The sequence below is a fragment of the Nocardia brasiliensis ATCC 700358 genome (assembly GCF_000250675.2).
GTDB lineage: Bacteria > Actinomycetota > Actinomycetes > Mycobacteriales > Mycobacteriaceae > Nocardia > Nocardia brasiliensis_B.
This window is the reverse complement of record NC_018681.1, coordinates 5,463,350-5,482,243: the sequence shown is the minus strand read 5'-3', so window position 1 is coordinate 5,482,243 and position 18,894 is coordinate 5,463,350. Positions and strand designations below refer to the sequence as shown.

The window sequence follows — 18,894 nt, the reverse complement described above, 5'->3', positions numbered from 1 at the left end:
GACGGAATCCCCGCGATGAGGTTCGTCCGCGGATCATTGTCCCGCCGAGGAACTCGTCGGCCTCGGGCCTTGGGCTGCGGCGCCGATCAGCATGCCGAGAACCCCGGCGCCTGCCAGTGCTCCGACGTCGCCGAGGTGTGACGGAATCACTCGAAGACCGGGCAGAAACGCCAGTTTGGCGTGTTCAGCGACAGTTTTGTGCAAAGGGGTCCACAATGTGGAACCGGAGCTACTCAATTTGCCGCCCACGATCACCAGATCAATGTCGAGCAGAGCGGCGACCGACGAGATCGCCAGCCCGAGGGCGACGCCTGCTCGGCCGAATGCCGCGCCGACGACGGCATCGCCGGCGTGCGCGGCCGCGACCAGCGCGTCGATGGACGAACCTACCCAGCCATCGCGTCGCGCCCGATCGATCAGGGCACGACCGCCCGCGATCGCTTCGAGACAGCCGCGATTTCCGCAGCTGCAGGGATCATCGAACCCCGGAACCAGGAGGTGTCCGATGTGCCCGGCGTTTCCGGTGCGGCCGGCTAAGGACAGGCCGCCCGCTGTGATACCGCCGCTCACGCGATCGGAGAGCAATATGGTGAGGGTATCGACGGCTTCTGTGGCCCCGCCGAGATGCCGCTCCGCCATAGCCAGGCACAATCCCTCGTACGCGAGTTGTACCTCGGCGCTCGGAAACAATTTCCGTACCGACTGCGCCAGTTCGAAGCCGGTGCGCCATTCGGGCACATCGATGGGTGCGACGACGCCGGCCGCCATGTCGACCGGGCCGGCGGACGCGATTCCAACGGCGGATACTTCCGCGCCTGCGGCTACCTCGAGCAGCAGTTCCCGGCAGTGTTGCCATACGGAGTGCTCGGGTAGGGGGATGCGACGGATGCTGTCGGTGTCGGAATCGTCGTCTGCTCGGCCCGCCGCGAATCCTGTGCTGTCGACGTGTAATGCGAGCACCGTCATCGTGATCCACTCTCGTGAGATACGTTGCGCAGGAGGCGGTTCAGGCGCTGGTCCGAGTTGGCGACAGTGCCTGGCCGAGGACGAGGTGACGGTGCGGAACGGGCACCGGCGCGGCACCAATCGACGGGCGGTCGCCGAGGCGGATGATCTGCAACGGGCGCCGATGATCAAGCGGTGCGGCGCGGTAGCGATCGAGGTTCTCGACGATCTTGCCGGTGCTGTCGTAGGGGATGCCTGCCCAGATCATCGCCCGGGGCACGTCGCCACGGGCGGTGAGGGAATCGGCCAGTTCGCTGCACTGCTCCAGGAGCGGGCACGCGTTACAGAGCTCGATCGCATTGCGCCAGGTGTCAGGGGTGCCGGTATCGAGGTCCCAATCGTCGGGTCGGTCCGCGCACAGCGGCTTTCGAGTGGGAGTGCGCTGCGGGGTGACGAGCGCTGTGCCCAACGGAACGGGGCGCAACTCTACGGTATTCATTGCCATCTCCGGGAATGCCGAGGGCACACCGGGTGGCAGCATGCCCATGGTTGGGGGCAGTCATCAGGGCTGCTCAACAGTCCCCGGAATCCAGTTCTGTGAACTGGTATCTCCAACGCTAGCTCACGGCGCGAAGATCAGCAAGAAGAATATGCCGTTACTTACGTTATTTAACGGCGTGATTACTGGACGAATGACCAGTCATCTTACCGATGATTCGCCCATCTACCTGGGTGTACTCTCGAACCATGACATTGGTCGAACTTTGCCGCACCGACTGATCTTACCGTTATATAACGGCATGATTATTGAATCAGGAAGTTGCCCCAGTTGGTCTGGTGGCGAGACGCGCCAGCGGGTGGAGGCACAGTGGTTCCCTGGGTGACGATCGAAACACTGACACCGGCCACTCTGTCCATCGCGACGGTCGGGAACAGTCCGCGGGGTTTCGCCGACTGCCGCCGAGTTCTGCAACGGCTACTCGCCAAAACGCCTGCGCTGTATGACGGAATCACCACGCTGGGTATCGCGGGCATTGTGCGGTCGGTGCGTGATCGCGCCGAGGACGTGGAGTTCGAGATCCCCACCGAAGCTGGGCAGCACGAGCTGCTGGCTCGGCCCGTCTTCGGGCCGGCCGGTGACGTGCACGCGGTTCGGTTGTGGGCCGGATCGCTCGCGGATCAGGTCCCTGCCCCGGGCGGGGCGGTGGGGGTCATCTGGGATCTGACCACGCAGACGTTGCAGGTGCCCAGCGGTATCGCCAGCCTGACCGGGCTGTCGGCGGAAGAGTACGTGCCGACGATGTCGATCGCCGAACTATTTCAGCGTGTGCCGACCTTCGACCGCCACGCTGAGGTGCTCGACCTGTTGTACGACCCCCGCTCCGGGGACAAACTGCAGTGTGATGTCACGGTCTCCCAGCGCGGGGGTCGCCCCGGACGCTGGCGGATCACCGCACGTGCGCGGGCCGACACGCGCACATACGGCGCATGGCTGTTGATCGAGGACGTCACCTCCGACGACGCTCCGCTCACCTGGATGACGTTGGAGCGCGCGGGATTACGCGAAGCTCACCGGAGAGCGGGCACCCACCTGGCGGTGGTTCAGGTGGAGCACACGAGCATCTCGCATTGGCTGACCGAGCCTGCGCCCTGGATCAGATGGAACTACCTGTTCCGGCCGGTTGATGTCTTTCATCCAGACGACCGGGAGCGACTGGTTGATACCCACCGACCTCTACAGTCGGGCGAAACTGCGGAGTTGGTGGTCCGGACGCTCGACTATCGCGGCGGCTACACGCCGACCGCGGTCTCGCTGTTTCCGTACCCCGGCTACGCGAACCAGCAACTGGCCATCGCGCAGTTGCGGCCGGTGCGAGTGCTTTCCGGTGCTGCCGATAGCGATTCGGGTATAGGTCCGAAGGGCTACGACGACCATCTGTGGCGAACCATGGCAAGACAAGGGCCGAATTCTGTGTCCTGAACGTCTCGCCATCAGTGGGAACGATTGCCGGGTGCCACCGAACAGGCTCTCTACCATTCCGAGAATGAGAATAGTTGCCGGTAAAACCAGCGATTCGGGTGAAGCATTGCTTCGCCGAATGGTGCTGCGCCGGCAGCGGGAAAAAGTCTTGGTCGCGGTCTTGGCGGTGCTCGCGGTGCTGGGCGGCGGCCACACGGTGCTGTCGTGGTTCGAAAACGAGCCGCCGCGCGACGACGACCGGGCGGCCTCGCGGCTCATCGGGGAGTCATATCTGGCTACTTCGTTCGCTGAGGATTTCGTCGTGACCTATCTGAGCGCCGACGTCGGCGATCGGGATAGCCTCGCCCGATTCGTCGGCAGCGCACAGCAACCGGTTTTGCCGACCACCACAAGTGAGGTGGCCGATCCGGCGGTGGTGTATGCCGCGCGCACCCTGTCCAGTGGCAATGCGGACGTGTGGACGGTGACCATCTCGGTACGCGAAGGCGAGGACGACGCGGCACGCGGCTATTACCGCGTCGCGGTATCGCTGATCGACGGAACGGTACGAGCCTTGTCGCTTCCTGCTGCGGTGGAACCGCCGCGGCAGGCGGCAGATCTCGCGCTGGAGTATGAGGCATCCTGCGGCCCGGACACCGCACTCGGTCGGACCGCGATCGGGTTCCTGACCGCCTACCTCACAGGCAGTGGTGATATCGCGCGCTATTCGGCGACCGGCACCGGTTTCCGGGGAATCCGTCCCGCGCCGTACAGCAAGATCGATTCGGTCGCCCTGACGACTGACGATCCGAACTGCGGTTCGGGTGCGACGACGGTGCGGTTGCTGGCAGCGGTCGGTCCGCGTACGGAAGACGATGTCGTCGCGACATTGAGCTATCCGCTGACAATGGTCCTGAACGCGGGCCAGTGGCAAGTGCGATCCATCGATCCCGTTCCCGCACTGCGGCTTCCGCTCACAGTCGCAGACACTCAGGCGGCACACACCAGCCGGACTGTCACGCCGAGCGTCACTCCGGCTGACATCCCTCCGCCTACGCAGAAATAGGAGATCGAGTCCGATGAACAATATAGCCCAAATCATGTTGAACAGCGTCGAGGTGGTGCGAACTGTCGGCGCGATCGTGCTCGTCCTGGCCATTCTCATCGGCTTCATCACGCATATCACCGGCGATTTCGACAAACGCTTCAACTGGCGGACCATCGGTGCCATGCTCTTGACGGCGGTGATCGCGGGCGCTGGTTTCTACGCACTGCCGACCCTGTTCAATTACGGTCGTGCCGAAAGTGTGAACATCGTGCCTGACGCGCCGCTCGGTGGGTACGGCTACTGATGTCCACCGTCCGGGTTTACACCCCGATCAAACGACTACCGCTCGTTGTCGGCAAAATGCCGAACGGCGAGCGAATCCCGTTCGGCCCCTACACTGTTCCGCAGCTGTTGGCCGGAATCGGTCTGGGCGTCCTCACCTGGACAGCGACGATGACGTTGCCGGGCAATCCCGCCATCACCGCGGTCTTCGGGACGATGCTGACCATCACGGCGGTCGTCATGTTGCGGGCGATTCCCTATACCGGCGTACGGCTGACGTCGCGAATGCTGTGGGTCGGGCGACTCATCGTCGACCGGCGCCCGGTATCGGCGTCAGGTATGCCGTTCAGCGCCGAATCGGTACGGCACACGCTCTACATCGAAGAGACGGTCGCACCCATTCTCACCGAATGGTCCGCAGAGGTGGCGGATGTCGCTCAATTGCCCAGGGCCGGATAATGACATTCCTCGGACGAGATCTTCAGCCGACCGCGGCGATTCGCGGAAACCTGCAGTTCACCACTGCTGGACTGGTCACCGCCACCTACCTCATCGAGCCGATGGGTTATGGCTTGCGTGGCGCCGGCGACAAGTCCGAGGTCAAGCAAGCACATCAGACGCTCATCAACAACCTGCCGGACGGGTCGCTGCTGCTCGGCATACATGCGGACCTGAACGTCCTCGATGTGCTCTCGAAGATGGTCGAAGGGATCGACCTGGATGCGCATGAGGACTACGCGAACGAAGTGGTGGCCGCGCATGCGCGAATCCGAGGGATTTCGCCGACGACGCGGATTCACCTGTTGTCCATACCGGTCGGCGGCACCTCGTCCGGATTCCGGACGATAGCGCGGTTGTGGCGTGGCGGCACAACATCGCTGGATGCCGCCGGCCTGTCCCGGGCCGATCTCGACGCTTACGACGAGACCGCAAACCGGATTCTGTCCCAAATCGGGGGCGATTTCGATCCGGTACCCGTGCCTGCGGGAATGTTCCAGTGGCTCTGGGAACACTATCTGGCCCGCGGCGCGATCGGTGACTCGGCCGCGCCCACCCGCCCGGGTGTACTCGAGGATGTCACCGCAGCAGTATTCCGCTCCGCCGCGCTCGATGAGGGCGCCCAGGGCGAACGTCGTAGGCTGCGGCCCTCGTTCGTGCCGATCGTCAAGGTGGTCCAAGAGGACTTCGAATTCGTGCCGTCCTACCAGGCAATGCTCACCCTGCGCTCCTTTCCGTACGGCGGCATGGCCTTCCCCGGAAACAGTGAATTCCTGAGCGCGCTGGAGGGCATGCGCGGCGTGACCGTCGACTGGGCGATGCGGATCTCCACCAGGTCCGCGGACAAAGTGCTCAAGGCCAACGAGTTGAACCTGCGGAAGCTGGGCGACCAAATGGAACAGCGCGACCAGGAGTTGTCCTTCGCGCAGAACACTCTGATGTCCAAGGCGCAGTTGCTGAGTGAATACCACCAGCACTTCGAGGTCAACAGCGGGGAGTCGGAAGTCAGCTTCACCACGGTGATCGCGGTCGGTAGCCACTCACGCGATACGACCCAGGATGCGGTGAACGCGATCAAACGCCGCTATCAGCGCTTCCAGATCGACGTGGTCGCGCCGGTCGGCGCGCAGGTCGAACTGTGGTCGATGCTGGTCCCCGGCGCCCCGCATCGGCGGGCCTTCGACGACTTCGCTCACATCATGCCCTCGGACATGTGGGCCGGGTTCGTTCCGTTCGTCACCAACGAGGTCGGGGACGACTCCGGGCCCGTGATCGGCGTGAACCTGCTGTCGGGCCACTACGAGCCGATTCACTTCGGCATCATGGAAGCCGCCCTGCACGACTTTTCCGCGTCTTTCGCGGTCACCGGGGAACTCGGCTCAGGAAAGTCCTACTTCCTCAAGCTCATGGCGGCGCTGGTACGGGACATGGGTGGTCAGTTCCTGGCACTCGATCGCAGCCACATCGGTGAGTGGGAACACTTTGCGTCATCCATCGACGATGCCGTGATCATCGACCTGGCGGAGCCGGCTGTTTCGCTCGATCCGCTGCGGATGTTCGCTCCGCGGATCGCCGGGGAGCGGGCGCTCGATTCGTTGCTGCCCTTGCTCGACCTTTCGCCCACTTCCGGCGCGGGTGCGATCGCGACGCATCTACTGAGTCCGAAAGGGATTGCCGAGCACCATATTCGGAGTCTCTACGATCTGTTCGAGGTGGCTCGGCGGCTCAGTGACGCCGAGCCGGGACGTGCGGAGTACGCCGATCTGGTCGCACGTCTCGCGACGGTGGTCGATCGGATGCCCGTGCTGTTCGATACCTCATTGCCGCCGTTGCGGCTCTCGGCGGCGGCAACCGTGGTGCGCAGCCACAAGGTCACTTTGCCGAGCGCCGAAGAACTGATCAATCCACACCTGTACGCCAGACTGCCGTTGACGAAACGACTCGGTACCGCGCTGTACGAACTGATCGGGGTGGCCGCGCGTGAGGCTTTCCTGACCGACAGCGGACGATTCGGCCTGTTGATCGGCGACGAAGCGCACCATTTCACCCAGACCCAGGTCGGTGCTGCGGTGACCTCCGACTTCAGCCGGGACGGCCGGAAGCATCTCGGTGCCATAGGACTCGCTTCGCATGATCCGGCGACCGACTTCCATGGTGCCGCGCATAACCTCATCCCGAATCGATTCGTGTTCCGTCAGCGTGACGAAACGCTGGCACGCAACAGCTTGGAGTGGCTCGGCGTCGATTTGAAGGAGTCGCCATATCTGCTCCAGATGCTGCGGGAGGAGACGTCGCCACCGATCGGCGCTGGGCGTCAGGTACCTGATGAACGCCGTGGCGAGATGTTCATGCGCGACGCACTGGGCCGGATCGGTCGCGGCAAGGTGCTCGGCCCCGCGCGACCTGACCGTGCTGCGGTCATCAGCAGCACGCCTGGCGTGGCTGGGCGGAGGCCGGCACTGCCGGGTCGGTTGGAAAAGCGATGACTATCCGGGCGTGCGAGAGTGACTCCGGACAGACTGCCGGATCGGGGTCTACCGACTGGGAGCGGTGGACTCCCTGGGCGGTGTTGCGGCGGTTCCGTACCTGGACGCGGGCGACTCGGCGCCGTCGGGCGATGCTGTGGTTGTGCGTCGTGGTTTTCGCGTTGTTCGTGTTTCCCGGCCTGCTCGGTGCGATTGCGACGGCCCAGGGAGGGTCGACTACGACACCAGGCGTCAATGCGGGCAACAGTGCCCTGAGCTGGATGGACGTCCGGGACTCCGAGGGCGTCGAGATGTCACAGTATTTCGTGGCACATGACGACGGCGGATTTCTGGCTCCCGCCAAATTTGTGCTCGCCACATCGACGGACTGCGTCATGGTCGGTTGGGGAATCCTGACGATCACCCCGATCTATCTGATCGGCAGTGTGGTCAGTTTCTCCTGGATGAGCAGCTTCGAGGACCCGTTGCACGACCTTGCCGATTCGTACACGCGAGCTATCGTCACACCACCCGTGCTGCTGCTCTCAGGGACGATCGGGTCTTTCTTCACCATATATTTCTTCGTCCGCGGGTTCCACGCCAAAGCCGCGTACCAGATTATGTTTATGACCGGCATAGCGGTTTTGGCTCCTGCCTTGCTGCTCAATCCCATGGCGACCATCTTCTCGTCGGATGGCCCGCTGGTCATGGGACGAGACTTCGGACTCGCCGTCGCGTCCGGCTTGAACGGCGAGGTGGGTACGGATCCAGATAAGCTGGTTGCCCGGATGCAAACCCACATGGCGGACAACTTCGGGCGAAAGCCATTACAGACATGGAACTTCGGGCACGTTGTCGACCAGCGTCCCGCATGCCGGGTGGCATGGTCCAAGGGGATCGAGTCCGGCGACAGCGAGCAGGTTCGACAAGGCATGGAGACGTGTCAGGATCTGGTCGCGCGCAACGCGATCGACAATCCGACCTGGGGGCAGTTGGGTACCGGCATTGTTATGGGCGGCTCGTCCATGTTCTTTCTCTTGTTCGCACTCTATATCGGATACAAGGTGATCCGAGCGGTGTTCGACGTCGTCTTCAACCTCTTCATGATGATATTGGGGTTGGCAACTTTGGGGTTCATCCATGGCCCGCCGCAGGTCTCGCTGATATCCAGCGGTGTCGGGATTGCAATCTCATCAGCCGAGATGTCTTTGTTCACCATGCTTCTCGGTGTCTATATGTTCCTCAACGGCAGCCTGTTCAGTAGTCCGGACGATCACATGCAGATGCTCGTACTGGGTGCGTTACTACATCTGGTATTCATCGTTCGAGCGCGCAAGATCGCCAAAGCGATGCGCAGCGCGGAGCACTGGGTGTCGAATCGATTCGCACAGAAGCTCCAGGACGTAGGTGGCAAGGGCAAAGGAGGCGGAGGTGGCGGCGGCGGAGCGGCAGCGCTAGGCATGGGTAAGTCGGAAGACTCCTCCACGACGCTGAAGACGCTCGCAGGGCTTTCGATGTTGGCCGCTATCAGCGGTTCGCCGTTGACCGGGAGACTGTTCCGGATGGCCGGCAATCCGTTTTCCTTCGATTCGAGGGGAACTGAGGCGATCAGACGCGGACAGCGTTTGGCGTGGACCTCGATCGCTCCTGAGTACACGGACTCCTACCGCAGCTTTGCCCAGCTGACAGATATCTCCGGCGCGGCGATCAAGGATCCGCTGAGGTTCCGCGGTTCGGGCGTTCCGCCGGGGCTTCGTACCATTGGCGATATGTCGAGGGACTCCGTCATCGGATTCGGTGATCGAAGGCATACTTTGCGCGGCATTGCGCACGTGGTGAACAGCCTGGATCAGGAATCTGGTTATGGCTTCGACCGGGCGTTGTCGTCGGTGCTGGTGATGTCGGACGACCCTCGGGTCAATGCAAGAATGATCGCTGCCTTCCGGCGTACTCATGCGATGCAGGAGGATAATCTCGCCAGGTTCAAGCCGCTGTCCGAGTTCCGTGCGGCGGTGGACCAATATGTGGAACGTCCCGACGCCGTACACATGTCGGTGCTGGAGCAAAAGGGGCTGAATCTGGTGCGGGCGTATTCGCCGCAGTCACTGCCCGGTGAATTGAGAACACATGTCGATAACTATATGGCTGCTCCGAACAGAAAGGAGCTGGAAAGCCTGTGGAAGGCAGGCGAAGGGGCACCGCTAGGAATTTCCAGAGTTACGCTGGGCGGCGCATCAGTTGATCTGACGGGAGAAGAGGCGTGGCAGGCGATGAATTACATCGGATACGAGCGCTCGCTACAATGCCTGAATCCGTTGAATACCATCCTCGAGTCGAGTTCGCTGGATTCACCGGCTGCGCAGGCTGCCGTGCGGGACCTACGCAGGTATACCGCTTTTGCCGAGGCAGAGGACATGTGGCCCGCTGGCATCAACAGGTCTCCGGCTAATCCATCCGCAGGGTGACCGACCGAAGTCTGCCGAACGGAGAACCGCATGCTGTTTCGAGCGATCTTGATCGTTGCGCTGCTACCTGCGATCGCGTTCGCGGTGCTCGTGGTGGCGTTGATCAGCACGACCAGCATGCTGGCAGAAGGCTATACAGACCTGCGCCAGCAATGCGCGAACGCGATCGGCCCAGATCCCTCCGAGCCCGTGACGACAACTCGCGCAGGACGAGCCGATGCGGTACCCACGCCGGCATCGAGGGACGCGCGTACGACGAACTTGCCGACCGCCAACCCATATGCGAGTCTGACCATTCCGCCGACAGCCACCGACGTACCGGAGTGGCTGGGCGAATGCATCGCGGCGGTGCAGGTGGCGGACTATCGAGGGCCGATATCGCGGGCCCGCAACGCTGGTCCCGCGGCCGACTGTGCCGGCTGGTTGGCGCTCGCTGCGCTCGGCCGGCATGCCACGGGAGGAGGGTCCGCCGCTCCGGTCGATGCTGCGGCCTTCGCGAGGTGGGTGACCTACCACGCGTCGCTCGCCACCGGATCGGCTGGTTGTCACTATCCGGCCACAGACGCCCTCGAATCGCGGGTCGTGCCAGAAGCGGGAAGCGCGGTTCGGCGTGGGTGCGTATCGCATGCCGGACTCGACGGTCGCCGGCCCACCGCCGTCGTCCTGCCCGAGCGGATCGCGGACCAGGCCCTATGCGGGCAGCCGGTGGACCGGGCAGCGATCTCACCGGGCGACCTGGTGTTCTGGGAGTTCCAGCGATATACACCCCGGCGAGTGGGTGTTGCCGTCGACACGGCCACCGTCATCGCGGTGGATCCGGTATCGGGCGGGCTGGCCCAAGTCTTGCTGACACCGCAGACCGCGATCGGGGTGAAGCGCGTGCTGGAGGTCGGAGATGGCTGACAGCGGCGGGGCGGTGCAACGAGAGATCCGGATCGGCGATCTCTCGGCGGAGGCGACCGTAGATGACCGCGGGTTGCGAGTAGAACTGACGGTGGACCCGGCGGATTGTCCACCACCACAGCAGAATACGACGCCCCCACCTCCGGCTGCCCCGCGACCACAAGCAGCGCCGCCCGCCGCACCGGAAAACGCTCCGTCTACGCCTGTACCGCCGCTGCCGCCGCCCGATCCGTATCTACTGTCCACTGCACTCGTAGCCGGAATAACCGCGCTATCAACGCTGCCGATCGTTGCTCTCGCGCTGAGTGGTCCGGCCACTGGAACCGGAGCCGCCAATAACAACGGTGTTCTGCCCGCCGGCGGATCGCTCGGCACGACCGGGGCCACGATCACGGCAGAACAGCTGCGTGCGCAAAACGTGTTGCGCGTGCTAGGGGAAGTCTATGGCGACCATGAGACCACCGACCCCCGGATCGTCGAGCTGCGCGAGAAGCTCGGCGTATCCGGAGGGGAAACAGGGTCGAGTACGGCGGCGATCCGGGCGCGACGGCTATACCATCGAACCAAAGCTGCGGCGTTCAACAATCTCGACAACGCACTGTACTTCTACATTCAGCAATTGGCGCAGAACAACGCTGTCGATCAGCAGGCGGTCCGAGAATTGCTCAGGGAGCTGAATACGGTGCTTGCCGACCTCGGTCCGGATGCTTATACGGCCGATGGGCAAAAATATGTGCACGGCGTGGTCACTGCCGCGATGGGGAAGGCGCAACGCATTGTCTCGGCTAGTGATGTCTCGGCTCAGGAAACGGCTGCCGCCATCGATCAATTGACCCAGATGTATTTGCGAAATATCTCGGGGAAGAACTATACGCCGGAACTCGGTGTAGCCAGAGGCGGAGGATCTGCCGCCCAAGCCGCTGTATCCGCTGCGCTGAAAAAGATCGGAGCCCCCTACGTCTGGGGTGCTGAAGGGCCTAATTCCTTCGATTGCTCGGGACTGATGCAGTTCTCGGCGCGATCCGCCGGGGTAGACATCCCTCGGACCGCAGCAGAACAATACGCTGAATTGCCGAAGCTGGGCGCGAACGATACCCTTCGCGCAGGGGACCTGATATTCCCTGCGTCGCGGTTCGAAGGCGGCCGTGCAAAGCATGTGATGATGTACATCGGCGGTGGTATGTGCGTAGAATCGCCGCAGCCAGGTGGGCGCGTACAGCAGGTAGCGTTGCCTGAAGATTTCCGGGCCACCAGGTGGGCGCGTTGAGATACGTGGGTCGCCAACGGTGGGAAGTCGCAGAGGGTGGCGATAACTAGACTTGTACTATGTTGATCCCGGTAATCGGATTTCTCGTACCACTGTTCAGTGGGGATTCGGCACGCTACGGGATGTTTCGAGAAATATCGGACTGTGCTCCGATTTCGGTCGTATACGCCGACGAATATGTCTGCCGTTCTGGTCGTGAAAGGCCGTCGGTGTGATCAACGTATCCGATGGGTCGACTGCGGCCGGAGAATCTGTTCGGACATCGGCGACTGAATTGCTGCTCGCCGGTCGGTTGCGTATTCCGTCGGCCACCGAGGCGTTGGTATTCGGTCTCGCGGACGTGTTGGTCGATACCCACGGAGGGGTGGCACCTCGCGCGCAGCATGGCTTGCTCGGCATCCTGGCCGACGCCGAGCGCCGGTCGCTGAGCATCGGGGTGGTGGCAGATGAGACGACAGATGCGGTTCGCACCCTCCTGCATGCCGCGAGGCTGGATGATTCGGTCGATGTCATCGTCGGTTCGGACATCGACCGGACGGTGCCGCCGGGACCATCCGCGTATCTGGAGGCCGCTCGCAGGTTGCGCGTAGCGCCGTCGAACTGTGTGGTGATCGCCAATTCTTGCGCGGCCGTCGAAGCCGCCGCGCGGGCAGGCTGCTACACGATCGGCGTCGCGACTGGTTCGGACAGCTTCGAGAGCCTGCTCGGCTCTCCGTTCACGTCGGATTGTGTACCGGACTTCAGCGTTCGCGCTCGGCTTACCGCGCTCGGTTTTCCGGCTCGGCCGGTAGTCGAGGATCTTGATGTGGCGGAATCAGAAGACATGCGCTCGTCCTTGGACGAAAGCCGAATCCGGCTCGATCGGGAGGATTGCCCGTATCCGCTGTCACCGAGGGTGGCTGCTGAACTGGACGCGTTTGTTTCTGCGGGTTCGGTACGGAACGCGCCCGGTCGCGCGGAGTTGTGTTCGTCACTGGCGAGTTATTGCGGCGTGGCGGAGGCGCAGATACTACCGACGAACGGTGCCCGGCATGGCATCGGGTTGATCCTGCGCGCATTGCTTCGGCCGGGCCGGACGATGCTCGTCGCCCAGCCGGAGTATCAGTACTTCGGTCAGGTGGCCCGGTGGATCGGGGCACGAATATTGGGTGTGCCGTACGAAAAAGGGCTGCGTTTTCCTTACGCCGACTTCGCCGCAGCGGCCGCGCAGGCCGATCTGATCGTGCTGATCAACCCGAACAACCCCACCGGGACCGGGGTCGAACGAGAGTTCGTTGAACAGTTGCTGCAGACACATCCGTCTACCCCGGTCGTGGTCGATGAGGCGTACTACGAGTTCACCGGTGCCACTGTGACGGACTTGACCGTACGCTACGACAATCTGATCGTCATTCGGACGTTCAGCAAGGCGTTTGCGATGCCGGGTCTGCGGCTGGGCTATGTGGTAGCCCATCCGTCGCTGCTCGATGAGCTGGGCGGAGCGCCGGAACGACATGAGGTGAACGACCTCGCGGTAGCAGCCGGGCGGGCGCATCTGGCCGATATCGCCGCTTCGCGGGTGCAGTGGACCGAGACGATGCGGGTAGTTAAACCGCTGGTCGTCGGGACACTGCAGGAGATCGGTGTACATGTGACGCCTGGCGAGGCCAATTTCGCGCTGATCGAGCCCCGCGGAGGCGTGGTCGCCGTCGAGCGGCTGCGGCAGGCCGGTTTCTTGGTACGGCCCTGTCGGCGACCGGCCATGGAAGGAATGATTCGGATAGCCATCGGCACCTACGGAGAGATGGTGGCGAGCCTGGCCGTGGTCCAGGAATGCTTATCGGACCAGGGTTCTCGGTAATACGTTGGTTCTATCCCGATCGGAGGTGGGGCAGTATTCCCATTGTTGGGGAGCGTTCATAATAACGATGGGAAAATGTCCTCGGGACAGCGCGATAACCGTGAATTCGCATTGCGCCGTGCGGCTGGAAGGCAGGTGAGAAGTGTTCGGAATGTCTCGGGGGCAAGAGGCGGACCTCATCGCCACTGCTGGTGGATTCGCTGGCGCATTGGTCGGCGGCGTCCCGGGCATGATATTCGTGGGCGGTGCTACATCTGCATTCGCAGAGTATTGGCGAGACGGCGAGATGGACAGCAGTGTTGTTTATGCTGGTCTGACGGGGGCCGCCCTGAGTGCGGTACCAGGCGGTGTGCTGGGTGGGGTATCAAAAGACGTACGTCTCCTGAATCCAAAGGGATTGTGGGAGTCGCTGCGCAATTTGCCGTTCGCTGTCCACGACTGGAAACGTGCGGATGAGTTCGGGGCGAAACTGTGGCCGCCGTGGAGAAACGCAAAGAATGAAGATTATCTGCCGCGACCGTGGGCCGCCCGGTTCGGCGCGGCCGGTGGAGCTTATGTGAACAGTCATTTCCTGTGGGGATCGCTCAGTGCGCACAATGGTCTGGATGTGCTTCCTGTCATGGACATACTTCCCGCGAATGGAAGGCAGCCGACTGGTATGGCTCAAATGGTCATGCCTAACATGAATTCGCAAAACCCGGATTACCCTGACGAATACAATTTTGGCCCTATTGCGGACGGTATTCACCGTGAACTTCCGGAAAACTACTCCGGATACTATCTTAGCGCTGGCGATCCGGATAGGATTGCGCCGCCGGATATTCTGCCGAAACCGCCGACTGTGGAGATCGGCGCGAACCTTCCTGACCCGCCACCTCCGGGTTCGTCCGTGGCTGGCTTCAACGAAAGCGCCTCCGATACATACCGGGATCTTGTTGCGAGGTTGCGGAACGCCGCCCTTGAATTGCATGAGGGGGACCGCATCGTGGTGGAAAATGTGAATCGCACCTCACGGGATCTCGAGAAATTCAGGTCGGCACTTAATTCATCAATAGAGGCTATCAACAATAACGCAAAGCTATTTCCGCCCAATAGTATGACGAAAGATGAGCACATTTTGGGCTACATCGGTGAGGCCATCGACTTCGCTGTCTCATCTGTACAGGATGTCTTGGACAAGATCAACGAGAATGCACGGGGAATTACCAACCCGCCCCTGCCCGGCATCCATCCGCCCGGTCCGGCGACTGTGCCAGGCGACGTACCCGCTGTACCGCCTGTGAATCCGCAGGACCAGATAGGCACGATCCCCCCGGTGTCCCCGGGTGCCTTCACGCCGATTCAGGTCCCCGATCTCGGGTCGGACGATCGTGTCGGCTCCGATGTTCCAGATCTCGAGCGTCTCGTCGATGCGGCAAGCGGAAATCCCGGCGGAGTGCCATCGGTATCTTCAGGGCTGCAGAACCCCCTCGGAGGGGCAGGCATGTCTGGCCTGAACGGTATGCCCGGCCTGTGGAATCAGATGCGGCCGATCGATCCGAACGTACTGAGCTCGTCTGAGGGTCGGCGTGTGCCGGAGGTGCGCGGCTCACGGGAAGTGGCTCCACCCCCTGCGGTGCCGAGTCTGACACCGAAGCCGGCCCCGGTCACGGCGGCCACGACGACAGCAGCACCTACCGCTGCGACGGCCACGGGTACCGGCACCTCCCCGACGCACGCCACCCAGTCTTCAGCCACGACCAATGGTGCACCTCCAACGCGGGCACCCGAAGCCGACGGCGGCGTTTGGTATGACTTCCCGCCAGCGGGCAGCGGTGTTCGGCAGAAAGTGTCGCCGCTCGTAGCCAAGGCGCTGGACGCCGCGTTCGGGAATGCGGACGGCACCAACGCGCAACTCGCTTACCAGGGCACGTCGGCGAAGTGGTCGAACTCGAAGGAGATGGCCCCGGTCGGCCCCGAGGAAGCGATCACCGGCTGTGTGGCGATGTGGGAACGTCCGAGCGAGGGGTCGAGCCCCTCGGAGAAGCCACACTCGGGCCAGCCTGGGAAGAATGCACCCGAGCGGACCCCGATAGCGACCACGGCGGTGCTGGTCGTCTTCCGGATGGCGGAGGGCAACACCGAGGGCGTCACCGGCGATTCACTCGAGGTCATCGTGGACGGTCAACGCGTACCGTACACCGATCAACTGTCGGGCAAGGCCGGCGCCTTCGGGGATTTCGCTGGGTTCGGCAAGCCGCGTGGTGTCGAGTTGGTGGGGAGCGCGCCAGGTGACGCCATGCCTGCCCAGCCGCACCCGAGCGACACCGGGTCGGTGGACACGCTGATCGCCGCAGGAACGGTGTCGGGCGGATGACGACCGGGGGTGAGTGAGGAGACATCATGGGCCTCGAAGTCGATCCGGCCGAGATAGTCGGCCAAGCCGTGCGAACGCACACCGTGCTGCACGACGCCGCGACGGGCCAGCCCCAGGGCTGGGTCCTGGCGCCCGGGCGGGACTCGCTTTCCCAAGGAACGGCGGCGGTGCGAAATTCGGCGGCGGCTGGCTTGGTGAACGAGGCCTCCTGGCTGGTCCGCCAACTCCAGGAAACAGCGCACAATGTGGGTGTGTCCGGCGCGAGCTACACGCGGACCGACGATTCAGCGGCACAGATCTTCGGCGGTGGTGGAGGTCTCGTTCTCACCAATCCCGTTCCGGAACCGGACGCGCTGAACCCTCGTCATCCGCCCCCGCTGCCGGACCTGTTCGGTGGTGCCTCGGTGGATTCGCTGACTTTCGCACAGCAACTGCGCGATGGCCACGGTACCGCCCCAGCCACCGCGTTTGCTCAACGGATCCGAGACTTCGCGCACAAGATCGAAGCTGCGGCGCGGAGCGTCGATGAGGCCATCGCGACGATGGGGCGATGGCAACCGGTCGGTGCGGCCGCGGCCGCGGAGTTCACCCGAAATCGGAATCGGCTGGATGACGTGGGTACCGGTCTGCGCCGACTGGCCGACGATATTGATGCCGACATGCGATCGTTTCGTGAGGTCGTCTCGAAACACCCTGAGCCCGATGATATCTCTGCCACTCGTAAGAAGTTGCTCACGGCGATGAAGTCACGCAACGCGGCCGCTGTCGCGCAGGCACGGACGGAATTCGACGACCAGAACGCGCGGTCGCGGGAGGCGATCACGGGCTACTCGACCGCGTTGAGTTCGACCGGGGCCTCGCACGGCAAAGCCAGTTCGTCCTCTGACACCAGCTCAATGATGGCTATGCTGTTGCCCGCGATGATAAGCGCGCTGTCCTCGGCGGCGCCGATGGTGCAACAGGCATTGTCCGAGTCCACCGACGACTTCGGCGACGAATACTACGACGACTATGGCTACGGGAGCCCGGCCTATTCGTACGGCAGTCCGGGGTCGCCGTCGGTGACCGGGACCTCCAGTGGTGTCACCTCGGGTGTTGCGTCGGCGGAACCGGCGCAGTCGGTCCCGGTCTACTCGGCTGGACCGATGCCGGTCACCGCTAATCCTGCGGGCCAGCCGTCCGGCCCCACTCATCCTCGGGCGCCGGTGATCGAGCCTCTGTCGCCCTCGTCGTCGGCGGCGACGACTCGCGCGACGAGCGGCATGCCGTATATGCCGTACATGCCGATGATGCCTGGCGCAGGCGTTGGACAGGGCGGCGGTGGCGACCGGCCGCGAGTGGTCGCGTGGCACCCGGACCGGCTGATGTTCATCGATGACACTCCACACACCGAACAGGTGATCGGCGAGCAGCCGACGATCACGCCCACCGTCACGCCACCCACCCCGCCCCGATCCGATCCGGGCTCGGTCCAGTCAGGAGGAAACGGATGAGCGCCATTCATCCTGATGTCCAGGCGGCTCTGGACGCTGCCAGGGATCTGCGGAACAGGATCGCCGAACTGCGGGAGAAGATCGACAGTATCCGTGCGCGGCGTCCCTCGCCGTCGGGCGCGGCGATCCCCGAGATCGACGCCATGGGAAGACTCACCGACCTCTACCTGGCTCCGGGTACCACGGCGCGGATGAATGGTGCCGAGCTGGTGGCGGAGTTGATGGCCGCTATTCAGGAGAGCACCTCGGACGCGGCCCGCCAGTACGACGGACTGATGGGTTCTGCCGCACTGAGCGCTTCCGACGAACTGACGGCCGCCGAGCACGACGTGGGCAGGGCGTCGTGACCACCTCGGTCACGGCTGAAGCGGCGATGCGGTGGCTGCACGACGAAGGCTTGGCCCGGTTGGCCGGAACAGGTGGGGGCACGGCGGAAGCGTTGTGCGCGTTCACCATCGAGGTAGCCACCGGCACGGTGATCGGCTATCCGGTGGTCGGCGCCGGGCCGGGCGCGGATGTGCTGACGCTTGCTGCCGACGCGCTGCCCGCGCCCCAGCCGAGCGTGGGACGGCTGGTCATCGTGGGCCGCACATTCGCCGAGTCGATCCTGGTGGTCGACCTCGCCACGGTGCCGTCGATCGCGATAGACGGCGCGGTGCCGGAGGCGACGGCGCGCGCCTGGGTGCTGCAGCTGCTCTTGAACCCGCAGGTCACGATCACGACCAACAGCGGCGCGATCGGTGGTGCCGGTCTGCCGCGTTGTTCGCACACCTTCATCCCGGGTGGCGGCGCGACAATCGTCAATGTCGACGACAAGAGGCTTCCGGTCACCGCCATCAGGCTCAGTCCCGCCGAGAACGGACCGGACTACGCCGATATTGCGGCCGATGGCACCGGCGAGCTGTACCTAGGACCGCGGTGCTGGCGATTGCAGCAGGCCTTGCTGGTCGACGACGAGAAGTGGCGTAGCCTCGCCGCGACGCTGGAGCAGGAGCAGGAGCAGGAGCAGACCGCATGATCGACGACTTGTCGGCGGACGCCGGCGAAGACGACGCCCCGGACTGGTCCGCGCGCAGTTACGAGGTGTTCAACCCCGACCGCACCGTCGGCGTCGCGTGCGGCCGGGACGGCGCGGTAATCGGCCTGCATATCTCCGACGAGGCGTGCGATAACGGCGATACCTGGCTGGCGGCCGAAATCGTCAAACTCGCGCGGCTCGCGCATGTGAAATCACGGGTCGGTCTGCGCGCCGAAATGGAGCACAAGGGCACCAAGCCATACGCTATCGACTTCTTCGAGCTGCCGACGCAGGACTCCTATCGGGCACTGGAGCGAGCCGAATACGGTGAGACCACCGAGCCTGGTCGTTGAG

At 63.5% G+C, this 18,894-nt stretch carries 16 protein-coding genes; 14 read left to right on the top strand and 2 right to left on the bottom strand.

Annotated elements, in window-relative coordinates:
* Positions 1-33: 33 nt before the first annotated feature.
* Positions 34-966: an ROK family protein gene (locus O3I_RS24060; protein ID WP_014985595.1), complete on the bottom strand. Its 933-nt coding sequence runs from the start codon at positions 964-966 to the stop codon at positions 34-36.
* A gap of 40 nt (positions 967-1,006) precedes the next feature.
* Positions 1,007-1,444, bottom strand: a complete 438-nt coding sequence (locus O3I_RS42870; protein WP_014985594.1) for a hypothetical protein — start codon at positions 1,442-1,444, stop codon at positions 1,007-1,009.
* A 381-nt stretch (positions 1,445-1,825) separates the two neighbouring features.
* On the opposite strand from O3I_RS42870, the gene O3I_RS24050 reads away from it, so the two are divergent.
* The 14 genes from O3I_RS24050 to O3I_RS23985 all read left to right on the top strand — a co-directional run bounded on the left by O3I_RS24050 (position 1,826) and on the right by O3I_RS23985 (position 18,893).
* Positions 1,826-2,926 carry a GAF domain-containing protein gene (locus tag O3I_RS24050; RefSeq protein WP_014985593.1) on the top strand — a complete coding sequence of 367 codons (1,101 nt, stop codon included), beginning with the start codon at positions 1,826-1,828 and terminating at the stop codon, positions 2,924-2,926.
* A 64-nt stretch (positions 2,927-2,990) separates the two neighbouring features.
* Complete coding sequence (locus O3I_RS24045; protein ID WP_081594096.1) at positions 2,991-3,971, top strand: conjugal transfer protein; 981 nt, start codon at positions 2,991-2,993, stop codon at positions 3,969-3,971.
* A gap of 13 nt (positions 3,972-3,984) precedes the next feature.
* Positions 3,985-4,257, top strand: coding sequence for a hypothetical protein (locus O3I_RS24040; RefSeq protein WP_014985591.1), 273 nt, complete (start codon positions 3,985-3,987; stop codon positions 4,255-4,257).
* The gene (locus O3I_RS24035; RefSeq protein WP_014985590.1) at positions 4,257-4,694 is read left to right on the top strand and encodes a hypothetical protein; all 438 of its coding nucleotides are present in this window, start codon (positions 4,257-4,259) and stop codon (positions 4,692-4,694) included. Before O3I_RS24040 ends, O3I_RS24035 begins: the two co-directional genes overlap by 1 nt.
* A complete protein-coding gene (locus tag O3I_RS24030; RefSeq protein WP_014985589.1) occupies positions 4,694-7,219 on the top strand; it encodes an ATP-binding protein in 2,526 nt (841 codons plus the stop codon). The genes O3I_RS24035 and O3I_RS24030 overlap by 1 nt, the downstream gene beginning before the upstream one ends.
* A 149-nt stretch (positions 7,220-7,368) precedes the next feature.
* Positions 7,369-9,663, top strand: coding sequence for a hypothetical protein (locus O3I_RS24025; RefSeq protein ID WP_141692161.1), 2,295 nt, complete (start codon positions 7,369-7,371; stop codon positions 9,661-9,663).
* Between the two features lie 30 nt (positions 9,664-9,693).
* Positions 9,694-10,566: a hypothetical protein gene (locus O3I_RS24020; protein WP_014985587.1), complete on the top strand. Its 873-nt coding sequence runs from the start codon at positions 9,694-9,696 to the stop codon at positions 10,564-10,566.
* Positions 10,559-11,833 (top strand): C40 family peptidase, encoded by a 1,275-nt coding sequence (locus tag O3I_RS43990; RefSeq protein ID WP_081594095.1) that lies wholly within the window; start codon positions 10,559-10,561, stop codon positions 11,831-11,833. Before O3I_RS24020 ends, O3I_RS43990 begins: the two co-directional genes overlap by 8 nt.
* 211 nt (positions 11,834-12,044) lie before the next feature.
* Positions 12,045-13,673, top strand: a complete 1,629-nt coding sequence (locus O3I_RS42865) for an aminotransferase class I/II-fold pyridoxal phosphate-dependent enzyme (RefSeq protein WP_081594094.1) — start codon at positions 12,045-12,047, stop codon at positions 13,671-13,673.
* A 286-nt stretch (positions 13,674-13,959) separates the two neighbouring features.
* A complete protein-coding gene (locus O3I_RS44945; protein WP_141692162.1) occupies positions 13,960-16,029 on the top strand; it encodes a hypothetical protein in 2,070 nt (689 codons plus the stop codon).
* Positions 16,030-16,055: 26 nt separating this feature from the next.
* A complete protein-coding gene (locus tag O3I_RS24000; RefSeq protein WP_014985583.1) occupies positions 16,056-17,522 on the top strand; it encodes a PPE domain-containing protein in 1,467 nt (488 codons plus the stop codon).
* Positions 17,519-17,869 carry a hypothetical protein gene (locus O3I_RS23995; RefSeq protein ID WP_014985582.1) on the top strand — a complete coding sequence of 117 codons (351 nt, stop codon included), beginning with the start codon at positions 17,519-17,521 and terminating at the stop codon, positions 17,867-17,869. The genes O3I_RS24000 and O3I_RS23995 overlap by 4 nt, the downstream gene beginning before the upstream one ends.
* Positions 17,866-18,540 (top strand): hypothetical protein, encoded by a 675-nt coding sequence (locus O3I_RS23990; RefSeq protein WP_014985581.1) that lies wholly within the window; start codon positions 17,866-17,868, stop codon positions 18,538-18,540. Before O3I_RS23995 ends, O3I_RS23990 begins: the two co-directional genes overlap by 4 nt.
* Positions 18,537-18,893 carry a hypothetical protein gene (locus O3I_RS23985; protein ID WP_014985580.1) on the top strand — a complete coding sequence of 119 codons (357 nt, stop codon included), beginning with the start codon at positions 18,537-18,539 and terminating at the stop codon, positions 18,891-18,893. Before O3I_RS23990 ends, O3I_RS23985 begins: the two co-directional genes overlap by 4 nt.
* The last annotated feature ends 1 nt before the right edge of the window (position 18,894 follow it).